Here is a 24,412-nt window from a genome sequence, read left to right as displayed (position 1 = left end):
GACTTCGGTAAGCTGATGATCAGTGTCTGAGTTCAATTACGATTTGGAGGAAGTTTGAACCTGTTTAGCAAGCGTAACCGTGTGCTTCTTCGCGAGCTCACCGTTACAGATTTTAAATTACGTTATCAGCAATCTGCTTTAGGATATTTGTGGTCTATCCTGAAGCCTCTGATGCTATTTGCGGTTATGTATATAGTGTTCGCAAAGTTTCTGGCGATGGGAGGGGATATCCCTAACTACGCTGTGTATCTTTTGGCTGGTATTTCTTTTTGGACTTTTTTTGCGGAGGCCACAACACAGGGCTTGCAGGCGATTGTCTCGCGTGGAGATTTGATTAGGAAAATCAATTTCCCTAAATACATCATTGTTCTGTCAGGAACAATCTCTGCGTTGATTAATCTTTTCTTCAACTTGATTGTGGTCTTTGTCTTTGCCTTGTTGACAGGGGTTAAGTTTCGCTGGACAGTGTTACTTTTGCCATTGAACATTCTTGAGATGTATCTGTTGGCATTAGGCATAGGTCTCTTTTTAGGATCTCTTTTCGTGAAGTATCGTGATGTTGGGTATCTTTGGGAAGTGGCTTTGCAGCTGTTCTTCTACGCGACCCCGATTATTTATCCGATAACGATGGTGAGTGCTACGCATCCTTTCATGGCAAAATTAATGATGTTGAGTCCTATGGCTCAGATAATTCAAGACATCCGGTATAACCTAGTTACAGACTACACGCAGACGCTTTGGTCGATGTGGAACAATCCGCTTATTGGCCTGGTTCCGCTGTCGCTTGTCGTGATAGTGCTGGCAATCGGTTCTTGGTACTTTAACAAGAGCTCCAAGCAATTCGCTGAGGTGATGTAAGTGGTAGCGATGAATGACGATATTGCGATTGAAGTCAAAGATGTTTCCAAAAGCTTCAAGTTGCCGCTTGAGAAGGCCTCTAGTCTGAAACAAGCGATCTTTAACGCTGTAAGTGGGAAAAAGGGGTATGAAGAACATCAGGTTTTACGTGATATTTCCTTTAAAATCAACAAGGGAGATTTTATTGGAATTGTAGGACGTAATGGCAGCGGAAAGAGCACGTTGCTGAAGTTGATGGCGCAAATATACTATCCTGATTCTGGAAGCATCAACATTAACGGCGTTTTGGTGCCATTTATTGAATTGGGCGTTGGCTTTAGCCCTGAACTAACCGGACATGATAACGTTTATCTCAACGGAGCCCTGATGGGTTTTTCAACCAAAGAGATTGACGCAATGTATGACGATATCGTTGATTTTGCCGAACTTGGTCAATTTATGGAACAGAAGATCAAGAATTACTCCAGCGGCATGCTTGTCCGTTTGGCGTTCTCTATGGCTATTCGTGCTCAGTCCGATATCCTCCTGCTAGATGAGATCTTGGCGGTTGGAGATGAGGCTTTTCAGCGTAAATGTTATGCGTATTTTGCTAAATTGCGTCGCGAGAAAAAGACTGTTGTACTTGTTACTCATTCCATGGACTCGGTGCAACGTTTCTGTAATCGCGCTATTTTGATTCATGATGGTGATCTTAAAATTGACGGTACTCCTTTGGAAGTCGCGCAAGCATATCAAGAGTTGAATAGTCAGCGTCTTGATCTCGCTAACCTTGAATCTCAATTTTCTGGTGGCGACACTGAGATGTCGATCTCCGAGAAAGAGGAGGAAACTCGTCAACGAAGGGAGAATGTTGATTTCAAAATATCCCATGAGATTACTGACAGCGAGCTTATCTTTAATCTAGATATCCTCCCGAAGAGAAATTTAGAAGATGCGGTTTTGACTTTTGTTATTAATAGCGAGGTCGGAGAGATTGTTTTCCGTGTCGCCAGCGATGATAAGAACGTTAATCAGAAAATCGTGTTTTCCGAAGGGAAAAATATGCATCTGCGCCTTTCTGTAGATAACATTTTTCCTAACGGCATTTTTTCAGTGCAAGTAGCAGTGAAAAAGGACGATAGAAGCGAAAACTATTTAATGGCAAACAATGCATTGTTGTTCGAGGTTCATGCTCCTGTCGACGTGAGCCAGAATTGGAAGCCTGACTTCGATTTCGTTCTGTCTCCAATGGAGGGATAATATGAAATACGGCCTTTTCAAATATGAGACCGAGAACATCGGGGATGAAATTCAGAGCATAGCGGCAAGGCGTTTTTTGCCATCGGTGGATACTTATATAGACCGAGACAGACTGGGTGAATACTGTCCTGATGAAGAGACAAAAATAATCACTAATGGATGGTTTATGCATGCGCCGTACCAGTGGCCTCCGAAGTCCAATAAAGTGATTCCCCTCACTGTATCAATGTATATTGATCAGGCTGACTCTAAGGTTCTTGATACTTTTTTTAACGATACGAGCATTCATTATCTTAATGACCATGGTCCTGTAGGAGCGAGAGACCTTTCAACGTTGGAGCTTTTGCAGAAACATGGGGTTGAGTCTTATTTTTCAGGTTGCATGACTTTAACTCTGCAAAGAGACCCGGGTATTCCCAAAGGCGACTTTGTTTTAGCGGTGGATGTTCCTCAGCCTGTTGTGGAGATGGTTCAGAGTCATACTAACCGCTCAGTCATACAGGCATCTCCGTATTTTGATGCAGATATGAGTCAAGACGATCGTCTTCAGTTAGCTGAATATTTCTTGTATTTGTATCAATCGGCTTCTGCTGTCATTTCTACGAGGCTGCATGCCATGCTTCCGGCACTTGCGCTTGAAACGCCGGTCTTTTTAGTCAAGGATCGGAATAAATACGATGAAAAAAGGTATGCCGGATTAGCTGAGCTGGTAAACAGTGCGACTGATGAAGAATATCTTAATGATTATTCACTTTTTGACGTTGATACACCGAAGGAAAATCCTAAATCGTATCTAAAAATACGTGAACAGCTAATTAAAAGAGTCACTGATTTCACAGGTTATGATAGTGGCAGCTCTTTTCGAACGGTTGATTTTTCTCATATCGCAGATAATGAATCGTATATAAGGCTTTTTACAAGAGGTTTTCATTCCCTGAATCGTGCACTTCTTTTGGAAGGTGATAAAGAGTGGCTCCAGGAGCAGTGTGATGATTTGCGCAGAATTCAGCAGCATCTTGATGAGGAACTTCAGGACGCTCGAAAAATGCAGGACGATCTTTCTCTTCAGAATGATATTTTGCGTAAACGCATAGAGGCAATGGAAAAATCTAGTTCTTGGAGGATAGGTAGGACGATTACTGCTCCTGGACGTAAGCTGAAAGATATGATCAAGGGGAACCAGAAGTGAAATATATCAGCGTTTTTTTTCAATACCTTCGGTCTAACGGAGTTAAGGTCACTTTTGAGCGGTGCATTTCTTTTATAAAACGTAAGCTGAAGCGTTCTCATGCGGTGCAAAGCGTTATTTCGAAGCGCCCTATTGACGTTATGACATCTGTGGAAGATGTTGTCAAAGCTGATTTTGTTGCTGAGCCGTATGTTGCGCCTAAGAAGGTTGATAAGGCAAAGTTAAATATTGGGTGGGTTCTTTCGCCTATCAGCATTGGTAGCGGCGGTCAGCATACAATCGCTCGTTTTGCGAAATCGTTGCAAGAGCGCGGACATAATGTCACCTTTTTCATCTACGAGAGCATCTCACAACAGCCAGCTGATTATTCTCACCAGTTGCTGAAAGAGCATTTTGATATTGATGTTCGTTGTCTGCCTATGAGTCAGGCTGAAAAAGAAGACATCGACGTCCTGTTCGCGACGGGATGGGAAACCGCTTATCCTGTTTTCAATATGAAGAATCCTGCCCATAAAATGTATTTCGTTCAGGATTTCGAGCCGCTCTTTTACGGAATGGGCTCTAAAGCGGTGTTAGCTGAGAACACTTATCGTTTTGGTTTTTACGGTATTACAGCTGGGCGTTGGCTGACGAAAAAAGTCGGAGAATACGGTATGAAAGCTGATTTTTTCGACTTCGGCGCAGATCTAGATATTTATCGTCCTACTGGAAAAACTTCAAAAAAGAAGCAGATTTGTTTCTATGCAAGACCTGTAACCGAGAGACGCGCCTTTGAAATTGGCGTCTTGACTTTGGCGAAGTTCCACCAAATACATCCTGACTACAATATCGTTTTCTTTGGTTGGGATGTATCTGACTATGACATTCCATTCCCGTACGAAAATCGAGGAATCGTCAGTCCTGTGGAGCTTTCTTCGATTTACCATGACTCTCAGGCATGTTTGGTGCTTTCTTTAACGAATGCATCGCTTCTTCCTCTTGAGCTCCTTGCTGCAGGATGCGTTCCTGTAATGAACGATGGAGAGAACAATCGTTTGGTAATTGGAGAGAACTCGGACATTGTCTACACTCTGGACTCGCCAATCGAATTGGCCAAAGGATTGGATGAAGTTGTCTCTGATCCTGACATTGAAGCAAGATGCCAACGCATTTCTAAGAGCGCGGAAAGCTCATCATGGGATGCGTCATATGAGAAGTTTGCGAAAATTATCATGCGAGAGGTGACTACTGCCAGCCATGAGCGAGATTAAAGCCACTGTTTTCATTCCTACTTATTATGGTGAAGACAATCTTGATGAGCTTTTTGGAAGCCTAATTAAGCAAAAGACAAATTTCGAATACGAGATTCTTGTCGTTGATACGAGCTCAAAAGATCGTACTCCTGAAATAATTAAAGCCTGGTTGCCCAAGTTTAAGCATTTTCGGTATGAAACCATTGCAAAGCCTGATTTCTCACACGGAAGGGTACGTCAGCAGGCGGCTCAAATGGCTCAGGGCGAGTATGTTGTGTATCTGACTCAAGATGCAACGCCTGCTCATGATCGGTGGCTGTACGAGATTATTCAGCCGATGGAACGGTTCCCGATGGTTGCCGGTGTCATGGGCAAGCAAGATCCTCGTCCTAATGCTCTTCCCCTGCTGAAAGAGGAGATAATACGGACCTTTAAGCAGTTTGGTCCAGACTTCGGAACGACGCTTTTCTATGAGGATGACTTTATCGACTCTCAACAAATTTTTGATCTAGTTACATTCTATTCAGACGTTAATTCGGCGGCTCGTAAGTCTGTGCTCCTTGGAGACGTTCCATACCAGGACGTGCCGTATGCTGAAGATCAGAAGTTTGGCGAGGATCTCGTCAAGCACGGTTATGTTAAAGCTTATGCGCCAAGAGCTAATGTGTGGCATACTAATGAGATCAAATTACGTGATTACAAGAAACGTATGTTTGATGAGATTGTCGGCGTACGACGTGTTGGCAAAACAATGGACCCAATTTCCATGCCATTCGTCATTAAACAGATGATTCGTGCCTATACGTTAGGCTCAAAGTTCATCCTGCAAGATCATCAATATTCATGGAAACGCAAATTGTATTGGCTGGTAGTCAATCCACTTTTTGTCGCTGAGAAATGGAAAGGCGTGCGAGCAGCTATTGCTGTTGATTTAAACGATCAAGCGACAATCGATGCAAATTCTTTGGAAAAGCAGCAAGAGAAATAGTAAACGTGCGGCATTAAGTTGCCGCACGTTTACTATTTCATATTCTTAATTTTCGCATCGTATATTCTTTTTTCTATCAGTCTCATCCGCTTAAGCGAATTGCAAATCATTCTATCTTTAAGAGAAAGAGACTTGATTAGATTTGAAACTTGCAATTGGTCAATTCTAAACTGTTGCTTTTCAGCAGAACTCTTCGCAGCCTTTCCCTCATCTTTAAGATTGCCCGTAAGAGTGTAGTAGCTTCGCGCTGGTATAACACTATTCTCTTGACACAGAATGAAGTTTTTCTTAGCTGCGACGATGTGATCATGATAGAACGAGGCACTACGCATCTTATGTGTAACAGAGTCAGGCCTCTGCAACCAGTAGTACAGGGTTGCATCAACGTCAACTACCGTTTCCATCCGAAGATATAACTCTCCGGCTATTGCAGTGTCCTGAGCGTAAATACCCTCGGGAAACCGAACTCCATCCCATACTTTTCGTGCATACAAACGGCACCAATTCGCCTCATTAAAATAACGAGCTTCAGTGTTTTTGCCAGCCATCTTTCCTAGAACGCGAAATAGCTTGCTGAAAACAGTTTGATATGACTGCAGAGGATTGCTAAAAGATGTTGTTTTGCCTGTAAGAGCTGTGCCATTTGAAGCTTTCGTTTTGATTTTTTGGATCTGCGAAATGCCAAACTGTTGCCAACGGGCTTTGCTCATATCAGCATGATTGGAGACTAACGCATGAAATAAAATTTCAATATTGTCTCGTGCCATTATGTCATCATTATCAATAAAAGCGATGTAATCACCTTTCGCCAAATCCAGTCCAGCATTCTGAGCTTTGGCAATACCTCCATTTTCTTGGTGTCTTACGATAATTCTGTTGTCGGTAGAAGCATACAAATCACAAATTTGCGGCGAAGAATCAGTGGAACCATCGTCGATAAGAATAATCTGGAGATTGCTCCAAGACTGGTTTTTGACTGAGTCGAGACAAAATGGCAGATATTGTTCTGCATTATAAACGGGGATAATGATTGAAACGAGTGGCGTCTTATCCATTGTTTCCTTCTATCGTGTTGTCTTCGGACTCAAAGCTTTCTTCAGTCTACACTCATGAAGTCGCTTTCTTTTAGATAGTTCTTTCCGGAGGTCTGATCGTACTGTACAAGCTTGTAGTCTGCTAGTAGTTGCTTTTGCGTCTTGCTCATGCTGGCAGAATCAGTCACTGTGCCGTCGGATTGAAGATAAGTTGCTGTTCCGAGCCCGATTCCGCCCCTATTCGAGATGACACGGCTGATCGCAGGTATTTCCTCGTGGAGTTTAGTTAGCAAAGCTAGGTATGGCGAAATTTTTGCATTCATATGCTCAGCTGCGGATGACATGAAATAATTAGATGAAGAAAAAGCTGCTTCAGAGTCGTCAAGCTTAACATTTGCAGATGGTGACGCATCGTTTGACCAAATGAAATAATCGGTTTCATGAAGTAGGAACGAATCGTCCGGATTTTGTTCTTCTTTTAAATAGATGCCTGGAAGATGATCTCCATAGAAAATGACTGTAATAGGCTTGTTGATCTGGTTCAACTGGCTGAGGAAGTCAAGTGTTGCTTGATCCGTGTATTTCAGGCCCGTAGAAAAAACGTTAATCGCACTATGCTCATCGTCAGGTGTGTCATCGGTAACAGAAGATTGGAGGACGTCTTCCGCTTCATAGTAGTTGCTGTAAGGCATGTGGTTTTGCATAGTGACGACTTGCAGAAATTCTGGATTCTTTTGATTCTTGATCAAATCCAAAACATCTTGATAGGTGGAGGAATCACTCACATATGGTGATTCTCCTATTTTTTCGGTATGCTCGACAGGGGTTGCGCTGTCGAGAGAATAAAGGTGCGAGAAACCAAACTTTTTATAATTTGTGTTTCTTAGATACATGCTTTGATAGTAAGGGTGCACTGCCTCGGAACCGGATTCTCCATATTTCTGTGTCCAGATCTGATTAAACGAATATGGGTTAGATTGAGTCGGTACGAGTTGCTGATAAGGAACAATCATTGAATCGCTAAAATTCGCCAAGGAAAGACCTGTGAGAGCTTGGTATTCAATGTTGGCGGTTCCACCTCCATAACCAGGCGAAAGCATGGTGCCGGATGTAGTGGTTCCCATGATATTTCGAATATTCGGAATGGGATCTTCATCAAAAGTAATATCAGGGAGTCTGGTAGGGTCGGCAAATGTTTCTGACAGTATCATGATGACAGTGCTGTCGGTCAATTGCTGCGTTCGGGACTTATTTATGGTATTTGCAAGCTTTGAATATTTCTTTGAAATTGCCTGCATCTTCTGTTTTGAATAACCTTCAGGTTTATCCATCGTGGGAGCTTTTGTCAGGCTTAAGAAGGTCGTCGCAGGACCGTTATTCCGGGCATCTTCTGCTGCGTCGAAAAGTGTGGGCGTATAACCTTGTTTGGCTGCCCACATATTTGACCATGACCCACCAGTTCCTAAGTTTGTTGCATAGGATGCCAGGATGACTACGCTAACCACGGCGGCGAGGGCTCGGCTGAATGTGCCGACGGTGTTTTTCGCACTGGCGAATGGTTTGCGCCATGAACAGCAGATAAAGCATTTACGTCTATCGAGTAGGAAGAGCAACAAACAGATAGCAATTATCCAAATGACGACTGTGACGGCATTTTCGACGAATTGCTGTGAATTGTCAGGAATAAATGAAGCAATATTGCCGGCGTCTCCTCCAGATATAAAAGTAAAATCCGCTGGAATGATTGGTTCATTGCGTAATTGTATTTTTATGCTGTTTGCTACGCCAAAAGCTGTTATAGCTGTTCCGAAAAGAAGTGTCGCAATCCAGAATCTGTTGGTGACAAAAATGAGTGCGAGATAAATAAGACCGAGCCCGACAAAATTAACCAAAAAGAGAGATTTCTGCTCAAGCCACATTTGACTGACGAATTTGGTGACTTGCCCTGCGACGCTGTTCAGAATTTTGGTTGTCTGATCGACTTCGTCGCTTTTATCATATGCTGGTTCGCTATACATACCCCACTGAAGGAAAATGACCTCAGCAGAAATCAATAAGGTGAAGACAATGGCGTAGAACGCATAGGAGAACCTCATGCGTTTCTTCCAGAGGCCGTACGCCTTTTTGAAGAATTTGATGATGAGTTGAACGGCTTTGAAATTAATAAAAGTATGCCATGCGTTTTTTACTGCTGTGGCAGCGGTGTGGATGGCGTGGCCAGTAGTTTTGGCGGCTTTTGCGACTGCGTGCCCTGCGGTGGAAAGCGCTTTTGTTGTGGTGCGGGCTGCTTGCTTGCAGACTTCAAAGGCCTGCATCAGAGGATGTTCGTCAGTTTGCGCGAGTTGAATTTCGGCAGATAGGGGGGTGAAATGGATATTGTCGTTCCCTGCTTCGCCAAATGCTCCGTTGCCGGACTTGTTATCAGCCGTTTCTGGCAGATGGAGCGCGTCGACGTTGGGAATGAAAACGCTTGTGTTGTCGGAGGTGGTGTGAATTGCCGACTTCTGCGTATACAGCCTTGAACTGTGGTGACCTGAAAGGGTGGAAGGAGCACAGGCGTTGCTGCCTTCGTTGTCCGCAAGAGGGCGATATGTTCCACCCGCAATCGGCTGCTTAGTAAGTTTTACGTATGAAGGAACGTGAGCATGACAGTCAGGCGAGAAAATAGGCATCGTCGCATCCTTCAACAAGATAGCCCCTTGTAATTAGGGGCTCTGTACAATTAAACCGGATATATTCTAGTGTTCAGCTGTGGACGAACGGGTACCTAGCGGATGTCTTAAAGGTAGCTGGAAGGTTAACTGTGCTACGTGGGGTATCTGCCTACAACGTAAGTGGGAAAGGGCAACAAAATGTATGCGAAATCTGAAGGGTCGTAGCGCAGGAATTGGTTGATTTGCAGACTGGGGGAGAGGCTCGATATGCGGATCTTTTTGCTCAATTTGCTGCGAGCGACGGTCGGCAGACGGATTTGGTGTTCAAGGTGGACGACTATATGCGCGCGCAAGTGTTGGATGCCACCAGCTGATAATGCGCCGAAAGCGTGGCTTGTATGGGGCGACGAGAAGGCGGGCGGCGGATTCGGTGCGTGGCTTGGCGCAGTTAGACCGTTGACGTGAGGTGTAACGTGGTTGCCATGACAGACCATGAACGCACTATTCCGACTTCTGGACATATTGCTGCTGAACATGCCGTTCCAACTTGTGCTCGTATGAAGACCATTGCTGTTCCGGATTTTGAAGTGTTGTTTGCCGACTATAAGGGTTCCAAGCCGCAGAAAGACGAATTTGTGAAGTGCGTCGGACGGGAACGCTTATGACAGTTCGCCATGGCGATGTGACGCAGTCTGACAACTGAGATTCGGTAAGCGTCGCTTTTGAAGATGTCACGCTGCAAGCGAGTCGGCTTCACTGGAGACAGAAGCGGGACCTGACTCATACTTGGCCTAGAGCCCGAATCTTGCCATGTAATCCAGAAGTTCTCTTCTGCCAGGACCTAAATTTTAGGGTGCTCGTTTGAGTTCAATGGGTGCTCTGCTTGAAAAGCCAATGATTATGCGGTTTTTACACCAAATCAAGGGTTGCGAAAGCCGCTCTCATACACCAAATCAAGGGTAACTGAGGTGCCGTTCATACACCAAATCAAGGTTTGGAGTGCGAAAAACCTGCTGAATCTGTCATAGATATCGCATCCGCCACGGGGGAAGCCGTGCAACCATTGAACTTTTCGGCTTGCGCGGGTTACGTGAATTAGTGATTCGAGACATCGCCCACGAGCGCTCCATGATGCAACCCTGCCGGTACCCTGAAATCGTGAGTAGTGAGATTTTCAAGCCGCGCAACATCATTGTGACCGGCGGATGTGGGTTTATCGGAGCCAATTTCGTGCGCTACGTGGCACACAACCATCCTGACGTGCACATAACCGTGCTTGACAAGCTGACGTATGCCGGAAATCCGCAAAATATCGCAGGTCTTCCGCAATCGCAAGTCGAACTCGTGCAAGGCGATATCTGCGATGCCGCATTACTGGAACGTATCGTACCGGATCATGACGCGATCGTGCATTTCGCAGCCGAATCACACAACGACAATTCCATCGCCAATCCTGAACCCTTCATCACAACAAACGTGGAAGGCACGTTCCGCCTGCTTGAAGCGGCACGCAAGCATGACGTGCGATTCCACCACATCAGCACCGACGAAGTGTACGGCGACCTCGCGCTCGACGATCCACACAAATTCACCGAAAGTACGCCATACAAGCCGTCGAGTCCGTATAGTGCGTCGAAAGCGGCGTCCGACCAGCTGGTGCGCGCATGGGTGCGCACGTACGGGCTTCGCGCCACGATTTCCAACTGTTCCAACAATTATGGGCCATACCAGCATGTGGAAAAGTTCATTCCGCGGCAGGTCACATCCATCATGGAGGGTGTTCGGCCGAAACTGTATGGCACTGGTGAGAACGTGCGCGACTGGATTCATACGGAAGACCACTCTTCCGCGGTGTGGGAGATTCTGACGCGCGGGCAAATCGGCGAAACGTATCTGATCGGCGCGGACGGCGAAATGAGCAACATTGCCGTAATGCGTATGATTCTGCGGCTTATGGGGTGTGCGGAGGACGCATTCGACTGGGTGCGTGACCGTCCTGGGCATGATCGACGTTACGCGATCGATTTCAATAAGCTGCGTACCGAACTCGGCTGGCGGCCCGTGCACACCGATTTCGAAGCCGGTTTGCAGGCGACCATCGCTTGGTATACGGACAACCGCGCCTGGTGGGAGCCCGCCAAAGCCGCCACCGAAGCCCGCTACCGCGCCCAAGGCCAGTAAAGCGCGTCGGATGGGAACGTTTGTGACGGTGCGTCATGGTGGATGCGGCGCAGCCTGGCAATTGGGTTTGGTAAGTGGCTATTGGAAAATAACGTGCTGCAAGTAGCCGATTTCGTCAGGAAATGCCTCCGGTCGGACTGTCGAATCTGCCATATATAAGCCCGATATGGTGGGAAAAAGTTTTATTGGGCGGAAATCGATGGCTGAATCTCGTTGGGTCCTACGATGGACTCATCTAAAGCAACGGACCGTCAAACAGTTCGTCGTGGGATCCCATGCGAATGAATCGGATTGTCGACGCTTCCGGCCGCTCCGAGTAGATCACCAACACATCCATTTTCCCTTCGGCAAGATGGAATTCCGCATATCCCGAGTAGATTCCTCGTGGGTGATCAAGCATGTGAGGATTATATGATTCCGGAACGTGTCCGTACTCCTCAATAGCTTCGATTACATATTCGAGTTCCGTTACGATTTGAGGTATCCGTCGTGAGATGCGTTTGAAGTCGGTCTGAAATTGTTGGTCGAATTTAATGGTAATCATGGCGCTTTGCCTGTTCAGCCGTGATTGTTGTGCAGCCAGGCGATGGCGTCTTGCGCGCTGTTGAAGGTGGCCGCGTCGTCTGGGAGGATACCGCGTTCCTTGGCTTCGGCTTCGAGCATGGCGCGCTTGGTCTGCTCGTTTGGTTCCGCGGCGCGCGCGGAAGTATCGAAAGGCAGGCGCTGCTGGTTCACGAGCTGGATGCTCGCCATGGTCACGTAAGTGTTGAAATTCATGCCTATGGCGTCGAGTGTCTGGTTGACCCGAGCTTTCAGATCGTCGTTCATGCGAATGGTAATATTGCCCATCTGAATCACCTGCCCTAATCTTGCGTGCAATTAATGTGTATTCTATGTCAAATGCACGCATAATGCAAAATAAAGGAAAGTCGGCAGATGGTATCTCGCTTATGTATGGCAGATTTTGGGGTTTGTACGGAGGCATCTCGCCTATGTATGGCAGTCTGTTTTTGAAACAAGCTAGTTAGGGGGTAATTGTGTACCCTCTAACTGCGGTCTTTCCGGAATGACCTGCCATATATAAGCGAAATGTCTCCGGGCGACCTTCCGAATCTGCCATATAAGCCCGATGTGGTGCGAAAGCGCTTGTAATGGGGGCGAAGTTGCAGACTTGGATGACTTTGGCCCCGTTAGACGTAGGGTTTGGCGCTGACGTCGGCGCTAACCGTCGGGGCGGCTTACTTGACTTACTTGGCGGACTCGAGTTTGAGTTCCTGGCTGGCGATCACCGACTTGGCGGCCGCGTCGAGTTCGTTGGTGATGTTGCGCAAGTTGTCGGCGTACGTGCGAATATCGTCTGTCGCCTTGGTGAAGTCGCTGGCATTGCCGTTCGCGGGGCATGTTGGCGCGTTTTCCACGGCTTCGGCCAGCGTGATCGCATCCTTCAGGGTTTCCAGCGTGGTGCCGTCGGCCACGTCGTCCACGGTGAGTTTTGCCGCATCTTCGGCTTCTTTCTGAGCCTCTTCGAAGTTTTGCTGATGCGTGGCGAGCGCCTTCGCGTTCAACGTGCAGGTGTCGCTGGCGGCTTGCGTCATTTCGCGCTTATTGGCGACTGCGATGATGGCAACGGCTGCGAGCGCAATGGCAACCACTGCTATCACGGCGACGATGGCGATGGTTTTGCGCTGTTTCGCATTGTTTTTCTGTGCTGTTGGTTGCATTGGGGTTCCTCTCTTCTCTGTGGCTTTCGTATTAAGCAAAACGTTGCGAGTATACAAAAACATTTCTGAGAAACGATTTACCACTGGAAATAATGTGGATTATTTTGCTATGAAAGGAATTTGTTTGTGGATGGGGGTGCTGGGCGCGTCAGGAGTGCGTGGCATTTATGCTGGAAGGAGAAACGTTTTAAGGGGTTTGAATGGCGTATCGTGCGACGTTGAAGGATGTGGCCGCTGCTGCGGGGGTGTCTGTGACGACGGTTTCGCTGGTGTTGAATAATCGGCCGGCTCGCGTGTCTGAGGAGAAGCGTAAGGCCATTGCCGACGCGGCGAAGAAGCTGAATTATGTGCCGAATCAGAGCGCGCGTAGCTTGGTGACCAAGCAGTCCCAGCTGGTTGCGCTGATCGTGCCTGATATTGAGAACCTGTTTTTCGCGGCGCTTGCCAAGTGTGTGGAGGATGAGTGCGCCGCGCAGGGGTATTCGCTGATTGTGGCCAATTCCGATGATTCGCGTGCTGCGGAGCATGAGTTGTTGCAGCGTCTTCCTGCCCGTGGGGTGGATGGGGTGATGTTGATCCCGGCGCGTGAGTCGTGTGTTGGGAGTGCTGTTGAGCAGCTGTGTGAGGATGTGGCGATCGTGTCGTGCCCGGTGGTGCTGATCGACCGTTTGACGCAGTGCGGCTGGTGCGATGCCGTCGGTTTTGACAACTATCTTGGTGGTCGTTTGGCTGCCCAGTATCTGTTGGAAGGTGGTCATACTCGTATTGGCATTGTCACCGGCGATATTGCGGAGTCGAGTGCCGCGGAGCGTCGTCGTGGTTTTGTGGATGCCATCGAGCAGTCGGGGAAGCATTTTGATTCTTCGCTGTGTGTTGAGGGTGATTACCGTTTCGATAGCGGCTATCGTGCCGCGAATCAGATCATCGATGGCGGGGCGACGGCCGTGTTCTGCTGCAACGATGTGATGGCGCTTGGCTTCCGTCAGCGTATGGCGGAGCGTGGGTTGCATGTTACTGAGGATATGCAGGTGATTGGTTACGACAATATTCTCAAACGATTCGGTCTTGGTTGGCGTATGACCACCGTTGAGCAGAGCGTGACTGATTTGGCCGCCGCTTGTTGGGGTATGTTGCGTAAGCGGATTGATGTTGCGGTTCGTGCCAAGTCCGGTACGGAATCAGGGGATGCCCGTCCGTGGCTTTCCGATCCGCAGGTTGAAGTGCTTACGCCGAAACTGGTGCAGGCGGCCTGCGCGTAAACCGCCATTTTTAGATGCTGCAGACTGGTGCGAAACGGGTGGTGCAGATCAATCTCGGTATGTGGTGACGTAAGCATCTCCAATATGCTGTAATCGTTGGGAATACAGGCAACACGCCGTGTATAGGTGAAGAATTTGCGTTCTTGATAAAACGCTTTATCATAAATCTTGTCAACACAACACAATCGAGAATGCGCTCGATGTATAACTGACGACGCACCCGTATGGTGGCGGACCGTCGTCAGGCCGTCAAAGAGGAAAGGCACACACATGAAAAAGATGATTCTTGATCTTGATACCGGCGTTGATGACGCGCTTGCCATTTCGTATGCTCTGGGAAGCCCGGAGATTGAACTGATCGGCATCACCGGCACCTACGGCAACGTGCTCGTCGAGCAGGGTGTGCGCAACGCACTGGCCGTGACCGACCTGCTCGGCCACCCGGAAGTCAAGGTGTATCAGGGTTTGCCGCACTCCAGCACCACCGACCATTTCGAAGTACTGCCAATCTCCGCGTTCATCCACGGCGACAACGGCATCGGCGATGTGGAAATCCCCGATTCCAACCGCTCCGTCGAAACCGAATCCGCGGTAGACTTCATCATCGACGCAGTGAAGACCTATGGCAAGGATCTCGTCTACGTGCCGACCGGCCCGATGACCAACATCGAAGCCGCACTGAAGAAGGCTCCGGAAATCAAGGATGAAATCGGCCAGATCGTGCTCATGGGTGGCGCACTGACCGTGCCCGGTAACTGCAACGCCTGCATGGAAGCCAACATTTCGCAGGATCCGGAAGCCGCCGACTACCTGTTCCGTTCCGGCGCTCCGACCACCATGATCGGCCTCGACGTGACCCTGCAGACCCTGCTCACCTACAAGGAAACCCAGCAGTGGCGCGATCTCGGCACCAAGGCCGGCAAGTTCCTGGCCGACATGACCGACTTCTACATCAAGGCTTACGAAACCACGTCCCCGCATCTGGGCGGCTGCGGCCTGCACGATCCGCTCGCCGTTGGCGTGGCAGTGGACCCGACCCTCGTCACCACCCTCGACATCAATATGAAGGTCGACGTGGAAGGCCCGACCCGCGGACGCACCATCGGCGACGAAACCCGCCTGAATGACCCGGCCAAGACCATGAAGGTTGCCGTCGGCGTCGATGTGCCGCGCTTCCTGAACGAATTCATGACCCGCATCTCCGGCCTCGCAGCCAAGGCTGAATAGGCGTAACCGGCCAAGCAATCGCGTATCGCATATTGCGTATCGCATATCGCGCAATTCGAGAGAATCAAGGATTTTTATTATGTCTAACAACACAACCGCTGTGACCGGCACCGCATCCGCCGATCCGTTCGATGATCCGGTGACCAGCAACAAGATGGCCATCCGCGCCCTGATCCCGCTGCTGATCACCTTCGTGCTCGGCACCCTGTGCCTGCAGGGCTTCAACCTGGTGTTCCAGCAGGTCGGCGCCGACGTCGGCGCACCGAACCAGGCGTCCCTGATCACCGCATTTCCGAGCATCGTGCTCGGCATCGTGTGCTTCATCTACGGTTCCCTGGGCGATTTCGTCTCCCTGCGTAAGCTTGTGACCGTCGGTCTCGTGACGCTGTTCGTCGGCTCCATCTTCGGTTTCGTGGCAAACTACTTCTTTGCCGCAAACCTGTGGACCGTGATCATCGCACGCGTGCTGCAGACCGCAGGCGAACAGGTGGCAGGTTCCGCCTTCCTGGTGGTGGCCACCAAGTACCTGCGTAACGATTTGAAGGTCATCTTCTTCGGTCTGTTCACCGCAGCATACCAGCTTTCCGCATCCATCGGCGTGTTCGCAGCCGGCATGCTCAGCTCCATCGCATGGCAGTTCCTGTTCCTGATCCCGTCCGTCACCATCCTGTTCCTGCCGATCCTGCTCAAGACCCTGCCGTCCAAGAGCGGCAACGGCCAGAAGGTCGATGCATTCGGCTTCGTGATCTTCGGCTTCGCCACCGCATTCCTTACCCTGTTCTTCTCGTACATGGCATGGTGGATGCTCGTGGTCTCCCTGCTGCTGTTCGTGGCATTCGCCTTCTACATCAACAAGGCCTCCAACCCGTTCATCACCCCGGCGTTCTTCAAGAACACCCGCTGGCTGCGCGCCATCTGCCTGATCCTCGTGTTCTACTTCGTGAACTACGCACTGAGCCCGATCTTCAACGCCATCGGCACCAACATCTACGGCATGACCACCACCCAGGTCTCCCTGCACATTGTGTGGGCCTTCGTGGTCGCCGCCGTGGTGGGCACCTGCTCCGGCATGATCATCCGCAAGATCGGAATCAAGGCCGGCATCGTGACCGCAGGCACCCTCATGTTCCTCGGCTGGACCGGTGCGGCATTCTGCGTGAACTCCGGTTTCGTGGTGCTGACCCTGTGCGCATGTGTGTTCTACGCAGGCTGCGGCCTCATGTACTCCCCGGTGGTCTCCACCGTGCTGGGCACCATTGAAAAGGACGAATCCGGCCGTGGCGTCGGCATGAACGATCTGGCCATGAACGTTTCCCCGTCCATCGGCATCGCCATCATCGGCAGCCTGCTCGGATCCAACGCCCTCGCAGGCGGCTCCATCACCGGCGCAACCGGCGCTGCCGCCAACTATGCCAACCTGTTGCTGATTGCCGCCGGTACCGCGCTGCTTGGCCTGATCGTGTTCTTTGTCTTCAAGAAGAAGATCTACGAAGGCAACCATGCGCTGGAAACCGAGGAATCGGCAAAGTAATCGCACATTACATCCTCAATATAATAAAAATGGGGATTTGCGATAATTGCGATTACTGAACAACACTATTTCGCAAATCTCCATTTTCATAAATCTTCTTTTGATGTAAGGAAGGTAAAGATGAGCGCGACTGAAGTTCTCTCCGCATTGGACCGTATCCACGGCACAGTGTCCGTAATCGGCTCGATGAACGCGGACTACACCGTCACCGCACAGCGTCTGCCAGGGCCGGGGGAGACCATCACCGGCGGTCCGCTGCAGCTGCTGCCGGGCGGAAAATCCGGCAACCAGGCGGCCGCCGCAGCGCGCATCGGCGCAACCGTGCAGATGTTCGGCGCGGTCGGCTCCGATTCCAACGCCGACTTCCTGCTTGGCGCTCTGGGCGAGGCTGGCGTGAACACCACGCATGTTCGCCGCGTGCTCGGACCATCCGGCACAACCGTGATTACCGTGGACGCAGCCGGCGAAAACACCATCGTGTACTCGCCGGGATCCAACGCGCAGGTCACCGTGGATTATGTGGAATCCGTGCGCGATGCGCTGGCACGGTCTTCCGTACTTGGCCTGTGCTTGGAAAGCCCGATCGAAACGGTGACGGCCGCCGCGCGCATGTGCCATGAAGCGGGCGTGAAAGTGCTGCTCAACGATTCGCCGTTCACCCCGTCGCTGCCGGCCGAACTGGTGGAAGCATCCGATATTCTGCTCGTCAACGAGCATGAGATGGTGCAGCTGCTCGGCATTGACGAGCCGGAAAACGACGATTGGGACGGTTTCGATTGGAATCATGCGCTGGAAGCAATGCGTGGATTCGGTTTCGAACAGGCGATCGTGACGCTCGGCGGCGATGGTTCCGTGGTATTGGATTCCACTTCGGCAACGCCGATCCAGCGCATTGCCCCCGTGCGTGTGAACGCGGTGGACACCACCGGCTGCGGCGACTCCTTCATGGGCACGGTGCTGGCCGGTCTTGCCTCGGGCATGGCGCTTTCCGAAGCGGCCGAGCTTGCCTCGTATGTTTCGGCATACGCCGCCACAGGGTATGGTGCGCAGGCCTCCTACGGCAATGCCGCGCAAATCCGCGAAGCATTCGCCAAATAACGGAAGCGAGGACGCCTATCGGACGCTAGTCAGATTTCTCTCTTGATACGCGGGGTGCCGCATCCTACCGACGTAGGATGCGGCACCCCGTTTTTGGGAAGATCTGACATTAAAAAACTCGCCGACCGGATGGGGGCGAGTTTTTGTTGCGTTGAAAAGATTGCGCGAATCAGGCGTAAATGTTGCGCGGACGCATGTCTTCGGGCAAGCCGTTGAGCAGCGTGGAAACGGAGCCGGATTCGAACACGGAACGGATGCCGGCAGCCAGCAGCGGAGCTACGGACAGCACGGTCATGTTCGGCAGACGCTTCTCCTCCGGAACTGGCACGGTGTCGGTGAGCACGATCTCCTTGGCACCGCAATTCCTCAGGCGTTCCACAGCCGGGCCGGACAGCAGACCATGGGTGGCAACCAACGTCACGGACTTCGCGCCGGCATTGTTCAGCGTGCGCACAGCTTCGCAAATGGTGCCCGCGGTGTCGATCATGTCGTCAACCACCACGCAGTCGCGGCCTTCGACTTCGCCGATAATGCCATGTGCCTCGGCATGGTTCGGGCGAGTGATGTCACGAGTCTTGTGGATGAACGCGAGCGGCAGATTGCCCAGCTTCGCGGCCCACTGTTCGGAAACCTTGATGCGGCCGGCATCCGGAGACACGATGGTGGTGTTCTCAAGCGGCATGTTGTTACGCACGTAGTCGAGCAGCACCGGAGTGGCGGTGAGGTGATCGACCGGACCATCAAAGAAACCCTGCTCCTGGGCGGCATGCAGGTCAACCGTCATAATACGGTCGGCGCCGGCTGCGCGGAACAAGTCGAAAATCAGGCGGGCGGTGATGGGTTCGCGGCCCTGATGCTTCTTATCCTGACGAGAATAGCCAAGGAACGGTGCGACCACTGTGATGGAGCGGGCGGAAGCACGCTTCATGGCGTCAACCATGATGAGCTGTTCCATGATCCACTTGTTGATCGGCTCGGTGTGCGCCTGCATCACGAACGCATCGGCACCACGCACCGGTTCGGTGTAGCGCACGTACATCTCGCCGTTAGCGAAATCGTAGGCCGTGGTTTCAAGCACGTCGATTCCCAGGTATTTCGCGGTTTCATGGGCTTGATCAGGGTATGCACGACCCGTTACCAAAGCCAGTTTTTTATCCGGAGTGCCTTCGAGAATCGCCGACATGCTTCGCCTTCCACAAATCTAGAGTCGCGTAAATACGGTATGCCAACCGTACAAAAGTAGCTGTATTCAATATAACAATGCGGGTGCCCATGACGCGCCTGTTTTGCGGAACGTGCGCGATTGCCGCTCGTCCAGCAGAAGGGCTATGCTGAACAGGTTGTCTGAAATGCATCTTTATACCTCTTATATAGATGTGTGAAGGCAGTACGCATACACACTCCTGCCATGGAAGGTCCATGGCCGATAGTCCGAAGGAGGTGGGTGATGTCTGCGCATAAGTACGAACTGATGTTCATTGCCGATCCTGAGCTGGATGAGCGTGGTCTGAAGAAGCTGACCGAGCAGTATCTGGAAACTGTCACCAAGGAAGGCGGTGCTGTCGAGAACATCGACATCTGGGGCCGTCGCAAGCTTGCCTACGAGATCGCTGGCAAGACCGAAGGTAACTACGTTGTGGTCAACTACTCCGCTGAGCCGGCCACCAGCGACGAACTCGATCGTCTGCTGAACCTGAACGAATCCGTCATCCGCACGAAGATTCTTCGCAAGTAAGTAATTCCAAGCTTTTCAAGCTGCAAAACAACAAGCTGCAAAGTAAGTAGGTAACGATGGCAGGCGAAACGATTATCACTGTGGTGGGTAACCTCACCGCTGATCCCGAAATCCGTACAGTTGGCAACGGCTCGTCCGTGGCCAGCTTCACGATTGCCTCCACTCCGCGTACCTGGAACCGTAATACGGGCCAGTTTGAAGATGGTCAGGCCCTGTTCATGCGCTGCTCCGCGTGGCGCGATATGGCCGAACATTGTGCGCAGAGCTTAAGCAAGGGCATGCGCGTGATCGCGCAAGGTCGTTTGCAGCAGCGTTCCTACCAGGCGAACGATGGTTCCCAGCGCACGGTCGTCGAGCTTCAGGTCGATGAGATTGGCCCGTCCCTGCGCTATGCGACCGCCCAGGTCACCCGAACCTCCAGTGCTAACAGTGGTAATTTTGCCGGCAATCGTGGGGGCAACAATTTCGCTGGTGGCAATGGCGGATTCAACAATGGTGGCTTCGCCGGCAATGCCGGTGGCTATCAGGGTGGTGCCGGATATTCCGGTGGTGCAGGCTATCAGGGCGGAGCTTCCGCTCCAGCCAACGCCGCGCCCGCCGTGCAGCCCGCTCCGGCATCGGATCCGTGGGGCAGCTCGGATAATTCCGGTTCCTCCTCATTCGGTTCGTTCGGTTCCTCCGAGTTCGGCGGAAACAGCGACGAACCGGAATTCTGATCCGATCTGGATCGCAGCTTAAAGCAGCTTAGAAGAAAAGCGATTTCCAGTTTTTAAGGAGAACATCAAGATGTCACGCAAGAGGCCGCAGCCGCCGGTCAAGCCGTTTAAGAAGAAGCCGAATCCACTGAAGGCCGCCAAGGTCACCGAGATCGATTACAAGGACGTTGCCCTGCTGCGCAAGTTCATTTCCGATCGCGGCAAGATTCGTTCCCGTCGTATCACCGGTGTTTCCGTGCAGGAACAGCGCGAGCTCGCCAAGGCTATCAAGAACGCCCGCGAGATGGCTTTGCTGCCGTACGCCACTTCCGGTCGCTGATCTGAGAGAGGTTTGAACAATGGCTGAAGCTAAGGTTATTCTTACCAAGTCCGTCAATCACCTGGGTCACCCGGGCGACGTCGTGACCGTCAAGGCCGGTTACGCTCGCAACTACCTGATCCCGCAGGGCCTCGGCTTTGCTTGGTCCAAGAACGCTGCTGCCCAGATCGAGGCCATGAAGCGCGCTCGTCTGGCCAAGGCCGTCGCCACCCGCGAAGAGGCTGTTGCAGCCAAGGGCCTGATTGAGGGTTCCGTCGTCGAAATCGCCGCCAAGGTCTCCGAGTCTGGCAAGCTGTTCGGTGGTGTCTCCGCCGACAAGATCGCCATCGCTCTGTCTTCCAAGGCTGCCGTCAACCCGAAGAACATCACCGTGGATCCGATCAAGACCACCGGCGAGTTCGCTGCGACCGTCGCTCTGCACCCGGAAATCACCGCTTCCTTCACCGTGAAGGTTGTCGCTGAGTGATTTCGGCCCCATTCATCAAGACTGCATTCGTTGCAGCCATGATGAATGACTTCAGACTGAGATACGTCTGAGCTTAAGCATGGAAAATCCCCTTGCACCAGCTGAAAACAGTTGTGCAGGGGGATTTTCATATTTGATCAGTTGTAGCCACCGTCATTAGTTGGTTTGTCGCAACTTGGGCACGTCATGGTCGTTACTTTCCTTCTCTCGTGCGGAAACGGTGCTTGGAAGCAACCTAAGCTCAATCCTTAAGTGGGTGTTGCGTGAAGCATGCTGATTCACTCAAGAAGAGCGATTTACCGTCAGTTTTCATGCATGGCTGTGCAAATGAATTAGCGGGAGCGTTTGGGGCAACTGGATTGCAAGGAACTGAATTTGTGAAGAAATTGTGATTTCCTGCCTTGATTGTGCTCTTTAGGTAGGAAATATGATGGTTGAATCGCGTTTTTCTGCGATTTGCGCAATATGTCGAAATCGTTGAAAAATAGCGGTTTTACAACCGCGACACGCCGAAAGTTGCATTCTTCTCGATTCCGAGTATATTTACTTCTCGTGCTCAGCGAGAACAAAACCTCGCAAGACCAACGCCCCTTTAGCTCAGTTGGTTAGAGCAGCTGACTCTTAATCAGCGTGTCCAGGGTTCGAATCCCTGAGGGGGCACAGATAAAGCCTTGGAACTTCGGTTCCAAGGCTTTTTTTGTTTTCCGATTTCCGTATGACTGTCCGGCAAGCCGCCGGCCTGTCAAACCTTTTTGTGCTCGACTTCCAGTGTGGGGAGTAGTGTTGGACGCTGTTGTCCGCCGAGAGCGGAATCGACATCAATCTGATTCTTACAGAGAAGAAGCAATAGAGGAAACAGCAGTGGAATACTCGACTTTTGTCAAACTTGCGGCCGAATTCTTCGGTACCGCCATTCTGATGATCTTCGGCAACGGCGCTGTCGCGAACGTTGAACTGAAGAACACCAAGGGCCACCATGCAGGCTGGCTGAACATCGCCATGGGCTATGGCTTCGGCGTGATGTTCCCGGTGCTCATGTTCGGTGGCGTTTCCGGCGCGCACATCAACCCGGCCATGACCATCGCCCAGGCGGTGAACGGCCTGTTCGACTGGAATCTGGTGCTGCCGTACATCATCGCTCAGCTGCTCGGCGCCGCAGTCGGTCAGCTCGTGGTATACATCACCTACTATCCGCACTATAAGGACACCGAAGACGCCGACGCCATCCTCGGCACTTTCTGCACCACCGACGCTCACAACGATCGCGTGAACTACTTCGTCAACGAGTTCTTCGGCACCCTCGTGCTCGTGGTCGGCGCACTGTGCTGTCTGTCCCTGCCGTGGGGTGAGGAAGACCATGCTGCCGCATCCATCGCGGTTGGTTTCATCGTGTGGGGCCTCGTGACCTCCATGGGTGGTCCGACCGGTCCTGGCCTGAACCCGGCCCGCGATCTCATGCCGCGACTGCTGCACGCCATCCTGCCGATTCCGTCCAAGGGCTCCTCCCGCTGGGACGAGGCTTGGATTCCGGTCGTCGCCCCGGTTCTGGGCGCTATCGTCGGTGTGGCCATGTTCAAGCTGTTCGTCTGATCGTCTGCAGTCATTCGTGATTTGTTTGTCTGACTGTCACATAAGTTGCGTTTGACATATAAGAACTGACATGCAAAGCCTGTTTTCCTCGGAAATTTTCTGGTTCGGGGGAAACAGGCTTTTTGCATGCCCATTATTGGCTGGTAGCGTTGCCTTGGAAGAGATATGCTGCCACCCGCGTGACGTCAGCATAAGACTGCGGAATAAGCGGAAATAAAACTGCAGAATAGGGCCTATAGTCCGAAATACGCGTTGAACTCGGCTTGGTCGAGTACACGATCCGAAGTGTTGGCGCGAACGGCGCTCCAACTGAATTCGCCAAGCGCTTCGGCGGCGTTCATAGGCTGCGGCTTGGTATGTTCCGGATTGCCTTGCAATCCAAGCAGCCATGCGCAATAGCCGATGATCTGTTGCGCGGTGACGCCATGTGCCGTGAGAATACCGAGATCGAGCGAGCGTTCGCGTTTGGCGAGGCGTTGACCGGCCGCGTTGTCGATAAGGGGCAGATGCGCGTATGAAATGGCCGCATCGGCAGGTTCGGAAGACTGGAATCCCGCAGCGATAAGGGCTTTGCGGATATAGATTTGCAAAGCGTTGGAGCGTAGCAGGTCGCGGCCGCGCACAATGTCGGTGATGCCCATGTCAAGATCGTCCACGGTGACGGCCAGCTGATAGGAGTAGATGCCGTCCGATCGGCGGACGATGGTGTCGCCGATGTCTTGGGCGAGGTTGTAATGCTGGTTGCCGAACACTTCGTCGTGAAAGGCGATGGTGGTGTCGGTGGTGGCGATGCGCAGCGAATGGCGGTCTCCGCTGGCGAGACGTTGCTTCACGCGTTGCGGGTCGTTGGCGATGAGTCGGTGGCATGTTCCCGGATATACGGTGAAACGGTCGCCTTCCTGCGGTGCCGACGCGGCGCGGATGTCGGCGCGCGAGCAGAAGCAGGGGTAGATGAGCGGCGTTGCGCCGGGTGTGTTTATGGTGTTGTTTGCGGTAGTGCCGTAGGAATCGGAATCGTAGGAACCGATGCCGATAGTGCTGATAGTATCGCTGATTTCGTCAATGTTGAGGTTGGTGAGAAGATTGAGCGCTTCCTGATATAGGGTGTGTCGCGCCGATTGGAATACTGGTTCGCCGTCCCAGTCGAGACCGAGCCAGCCGAGGTCGTGCATCATGGTTTCGGCAGCGCCGGGAACGACCCTCGGTTCATCGATGTCTTCAATGCGCAATCGTATGGAATCGCCTGTTTTACGTGCGGAAAGCCAAGCTCCAAGCATGGCGTAGACATTGCCGATATGCATGCGGCCTGATGGGGTGGGTGCGAATCGGCCGGTCATGGTGGCTCCTTTGATACATCGATGGTGACAGTATGCAA

The 24,412-nt window shown here is 51.4% G+C and carries 23 protein-coding genes and 1 tRNA gene; 17 read left to right on the top strand and 7 right to left on the bottom strand.

The genetic code is table 11. The features are described from left to right. Positions 1-54 precede the first annotated feature (54 nt). The 5 genes from CE168_RS08590 to CE168_RS08570 are packed head-to-tail and all read left to right on the top strand — an operon-like array spanning position 55 to position 5,506. On the top strand, positions 55-858 hold the full coding sequence (locus CE168_RS08590) for an ABC transporter permease (protein WP_099571984.1): 804 nt from the start codon (positions 55-57) through the stop codon (positions 856-858). Positions 859-867: 9 nt separating this feature from the next. Next, positions 868-2,097, top strand: coding sequence for an ABC transporter ATP-binding protein (locus CE168_RS08585; RefSeq protein ID WP_099572000.1), 1,230 nt, complete (start codon positions 868-870; stop codon positions 2,095-2,097). Between the two features lies 1 nt (position 2,098). Then, positions 2,099-3,286: a polysaccharide pyruvyl transferase family protein gene (locus CE168_RS08580; RefSeq protein WP_099571983.1), complete on the top strand. Its 1,188-nt coding sequence runs from the start codon at positions 2,099-2,101 to the stop codon at positions 3,284-3,286. After that, positions 3,283-4,536 (top strand): rhamnosyltransferase WsaF family glycosyltransferase, encoded by a 1,254-nt coding sequence (locus CE168_RS08575; protein ID WP_099571982.1) that lies wholly within the window; start codon positions 3,283-3,285, stop codon positions 4,534-4,536. Before CE168_RS08580 ends, CE168_RS08575 begins: the two co-directional genes overlap by 4 nt. Further along, positions 4,523-5,506 carry a glycosyltransferase family 2 protein gene (locus CE168_RS08570; protein ID WP_099571981.1) on the top strand — a complete coding sequence of 328 codons (984 nt, stop codon included), beginning with the start codon at positions 4,523-4,525 and terminating at the stop codon, positions 5,504-5,506. Before CE168_RS08575 ends, CE168_RS08570 begins: the two co-directional genes overlap by 14 nt. Before the next feature lie 32 nt (positions 5,507-5,538). On the opposite strand, the gene CE168_RS08565 is transcribed toward CE168_RS08570, so the two are convergent. Further along, a complete protein-coding gene (locus tag CE168_RS08565; RefSeq protein ID WP_099571980.1) occupies positions 5,539-6,561 on the bottom strand; it encodes a glycosyltransferase family 2 protein in 1,023 nt (340 codons plus the stop codon). Between the two features lie 41 nt (positions 6,562-6,602). Continuing rightward, positions 6,603-9,230, bottom strand: coding sequence for an LTA synthase family protein (locus tag CE168_RS08560; RefSeq protein ID WP_236824377.1), 2,628 nt, complete (start codon positions 9,228-9,230; stop codon positions 6,603-6,605). A gap of 437 nt (positions 9,231-9,667) precedes the next feature. On the opposite strand from CE168_RS08560, the gene CE168_RS08555 reads away from it, so the two are divergent. Both CE168_RS08555 and rfbB read left to right on the top strand, forming a co-directional pair. Next, positions 9,668-9,859: a hypothetical protein gene (locus CE168_RS08555; protein WP_180753765.1), complete on the top strand. Its 192-nt coding sequence runs from the start codon at positions 9,668-9,670 to the stop codon at positions 9,857-9,859. Between the two features lie 466 nt (positions 9,860-10,325). Beyond that, positions 10,326-11,375 carry a dTDP-glucose 4,6-dehydratase gene (rfbB, locus tag CE168_RS08550; protein ID WP_180753768.1) on the top strand — a complete coding sequence of 350 codons (1,050 nt, stop codon included), beginning with the start codon at positions 10,326-10,328 and terminating at the stop codon, positions 11,373-11,375. A gap of 235 nt (positions 11,376-11,610) precedes the next feature. Here the strand turns inward: rfbB and CE168_RS08545 are convergent, their stop codons facing one another. The 3 genes from CE168_RS08545 to CE168_RS08535 form a co-directional block, all read right to left on the bottom strand. Then, on the bottom strand, positions 11,611-11,919 hold the full coding sequence (locus CE168_RS08545) for a type II toxin-antitoxin system RelE/ParE family toxin (protein ID WP_226669216.1): 309 nt from the start codon (positions 11,917-11,919) through the stop codon (positions 11,611-11,613). A gap of 14 nt (positions 11,920-11,933) precedes the next feature. Then, positions 11,934-12,224, bottom strand: a complete 291-nt coding sequence (locus CE168_RS08540) for a type II toxin-antitoxin system RelB/DinJ family antitoxin (RefSeq protein ID WP_034879801.1) — start codon at positions 12,222-12,224, stop codon at positions 11,934-11,936. Between the two features lie 398 nt (positions 12,225-12,622). After that, positions 12,623-13,096, bottom strand: coding sequence for a hypothetical protein (locus tag CE168_RS08535; RefSeq protein WP_065438237.1), 474 nt, complete (start codon positions 13,094-13,096; stop codon positions 12,623-12,625). 200 nt (positions 13,097-13,296) lie between these two features. Between CE168_RS08535 and CE168_RS08530 the strand changes: the two genes are divergently transcribed. The 4 genes from CE168_RS08530 to CE168_RS08515 all read left to right on the top strand — a co-directional run bounded on the left by CE168_RS08530 (position 13,297) and on the right by CE168_RS08515 (position 18,211). Then, the gene (locus CE168_RS08530; protein WP_099571977.1) at positions 13,297-14,355 is read left to right on the top strand and encodes a LacI family DNA-binding transcriptional regulator; all 1,059 of its coding nucleotides are present in this window, start codon (positions 13,297-13,299) and stop codon (positions 14,353-14,355) included. Between the two features lie 270 nt (positions 14,356-14,625). Further along, positions 14,626-15,582: a nucleoside hydrolase gene (locus CE168_RS08525; RefSeq protein ID WP_065439609.1), complete on the top strand. Its 957-nt coding sequence runs from the start codon at positions 14,626-14,628 to the stop codon at positions 15,580-15,582. A gap of 79 nt (positions 15,583-15,661) precedes the next feature. Then, on the top strand, positions 15,662-17,113 hold the full coding sequence (locus CE168_RS08520; protein ID WP_099571976.1) for an MFS transporter: 1,452 nt from the start codon (positions 15,662-15,664) through the stop codon (positions 17,111-17,113). Positions 17,114-17,233: 120 nt separating this feature from the next. After that, entirely contained in the window at positions 17,234-18,211 is a 978-nt protein-coding gene (locus CE168_RS08515; RefSeq protein ID WP_055063702.1) for a ribokinase, read from the top strand. Positions 18,212-18,380: 169 nt separating this feature from the next. On the opposite strand, the gene CE168_RS08510 is transcribed toward CE168_RS08515, so the two are convergent. Next, a complete protein-coding gene (locus CE168_RS08510; protein WP_099571975.1) occupies positions 18,381-19,394 on the bottom strand; it encodes a ribose-phosphate diphosphokinase in 1,014 nt (337 codons plus the stop codon). 264 nt (positions 19,395-19,658) lie between these two features. Between CE168_RS08510 and rpsF the strand changes: the two genes are divergently transcribed. The 6 genes from rpsF (at position 19,659) to CE168_RS08480 (ending at position 23,037) form a co-directional block, all read left to right on the top strand. After that, on the top strand, positions 19,659-19,946 hold the full coding sequence (rpsF, locus tag CE168_RS08505; protein ID WP_003810120.1) for a 30S ribosomal protein S6: 288 nt from the start codon (positions 19,659-19,661) through the stop codon (positions 19,944-19,946). Positions 19,947-20,002: 56 nt separating this feature from the next. Next, complete coding sequence (locus CE168_RS08500; RefSeq protein ID WP_099571974.1) at positions 20,003-20,662, top strand: single-stranded DNA-binding protein; 660 nt, start codon at positions 20,003-20,005, stop codon at positions 20,660-20,662. Between the two features lie 70 nt (positions 20,663-20,732). Continuing rightward, positions 20,733-20,981: a 30S ribosomal protein S18 gene (gene rpsR / locus CE168_RS08495; protein WP_003833963.1), complete on the top strand. Its 249-nt coding sequence runs from the start codon at positions 20,733-20,735 to the stop codon at positions 20,979-20,981. A 19-nt stretch (positions 20,982-21,000) separates the two neighbouring features. Beyond that, positions 21,001-21,447 (top strand): 50S ribosomal protein L9, encoded by a 447-nt coding sequence (gene rplI, locus CE168_RS08490; protein ID WP_099571973.1) that lies wholly within the window; start codon positions 21,001-21,003, stop codon positions 21,445-21,447. Positions 21,448-22,033: 586 nt separating this feature from the next. After that, positions 22,034-22,107 (top strand) — tRNA-Lys (locus CE168_RS08485). Between the two features lie 201 nt (positions 22,108-22,308). Then, complete coding sequence (locus tag CE168_RS08480) at positions 22,309-23,037, top strand: MIP/aquaporin family protein (protein ID WP_099571972.1); 729 nt, start codon at positions 22,309-22,311, stop codon at positions 23,035-23,037. A gap of 233 nt (positions 23,038-23,270) precedes the next feature. On the opposite strand, the gene CE168_RS08475 is transcribed toward CE168_RS08480, so the two are convergent. Continuing rightward, positions 23,271-24,374: a glutamyl-Q tRNA(Asp) synthetase gene (locus CE168_RS08475; RefSeq protein WP_099571971.1), complete on the bottom strand. Its 1,104-nt coding sequence runs from the start codon at positions 24,372-24,374 to the stop codon at positions 23,271-23,273. Positions 24,375-24,412: the final 38 nt, after the last annotated feature.

Source organism: Bifidobacterium sp. N5G01, assembly GCF_002742425.1.
Taxonomy (GTDB): domain Bacteria; phylum Actinomycetota; class Actinomycetes; order Actinomycetales; family Bifidobacteriaceae; genus Bifidobacterium; species Bifidobacterium hominis.
The sequence above is the reverse complement of the archived record's forward strand: the minus strand, read 5'-3'. Positions and strand labels throughout refer to the sequence as shown.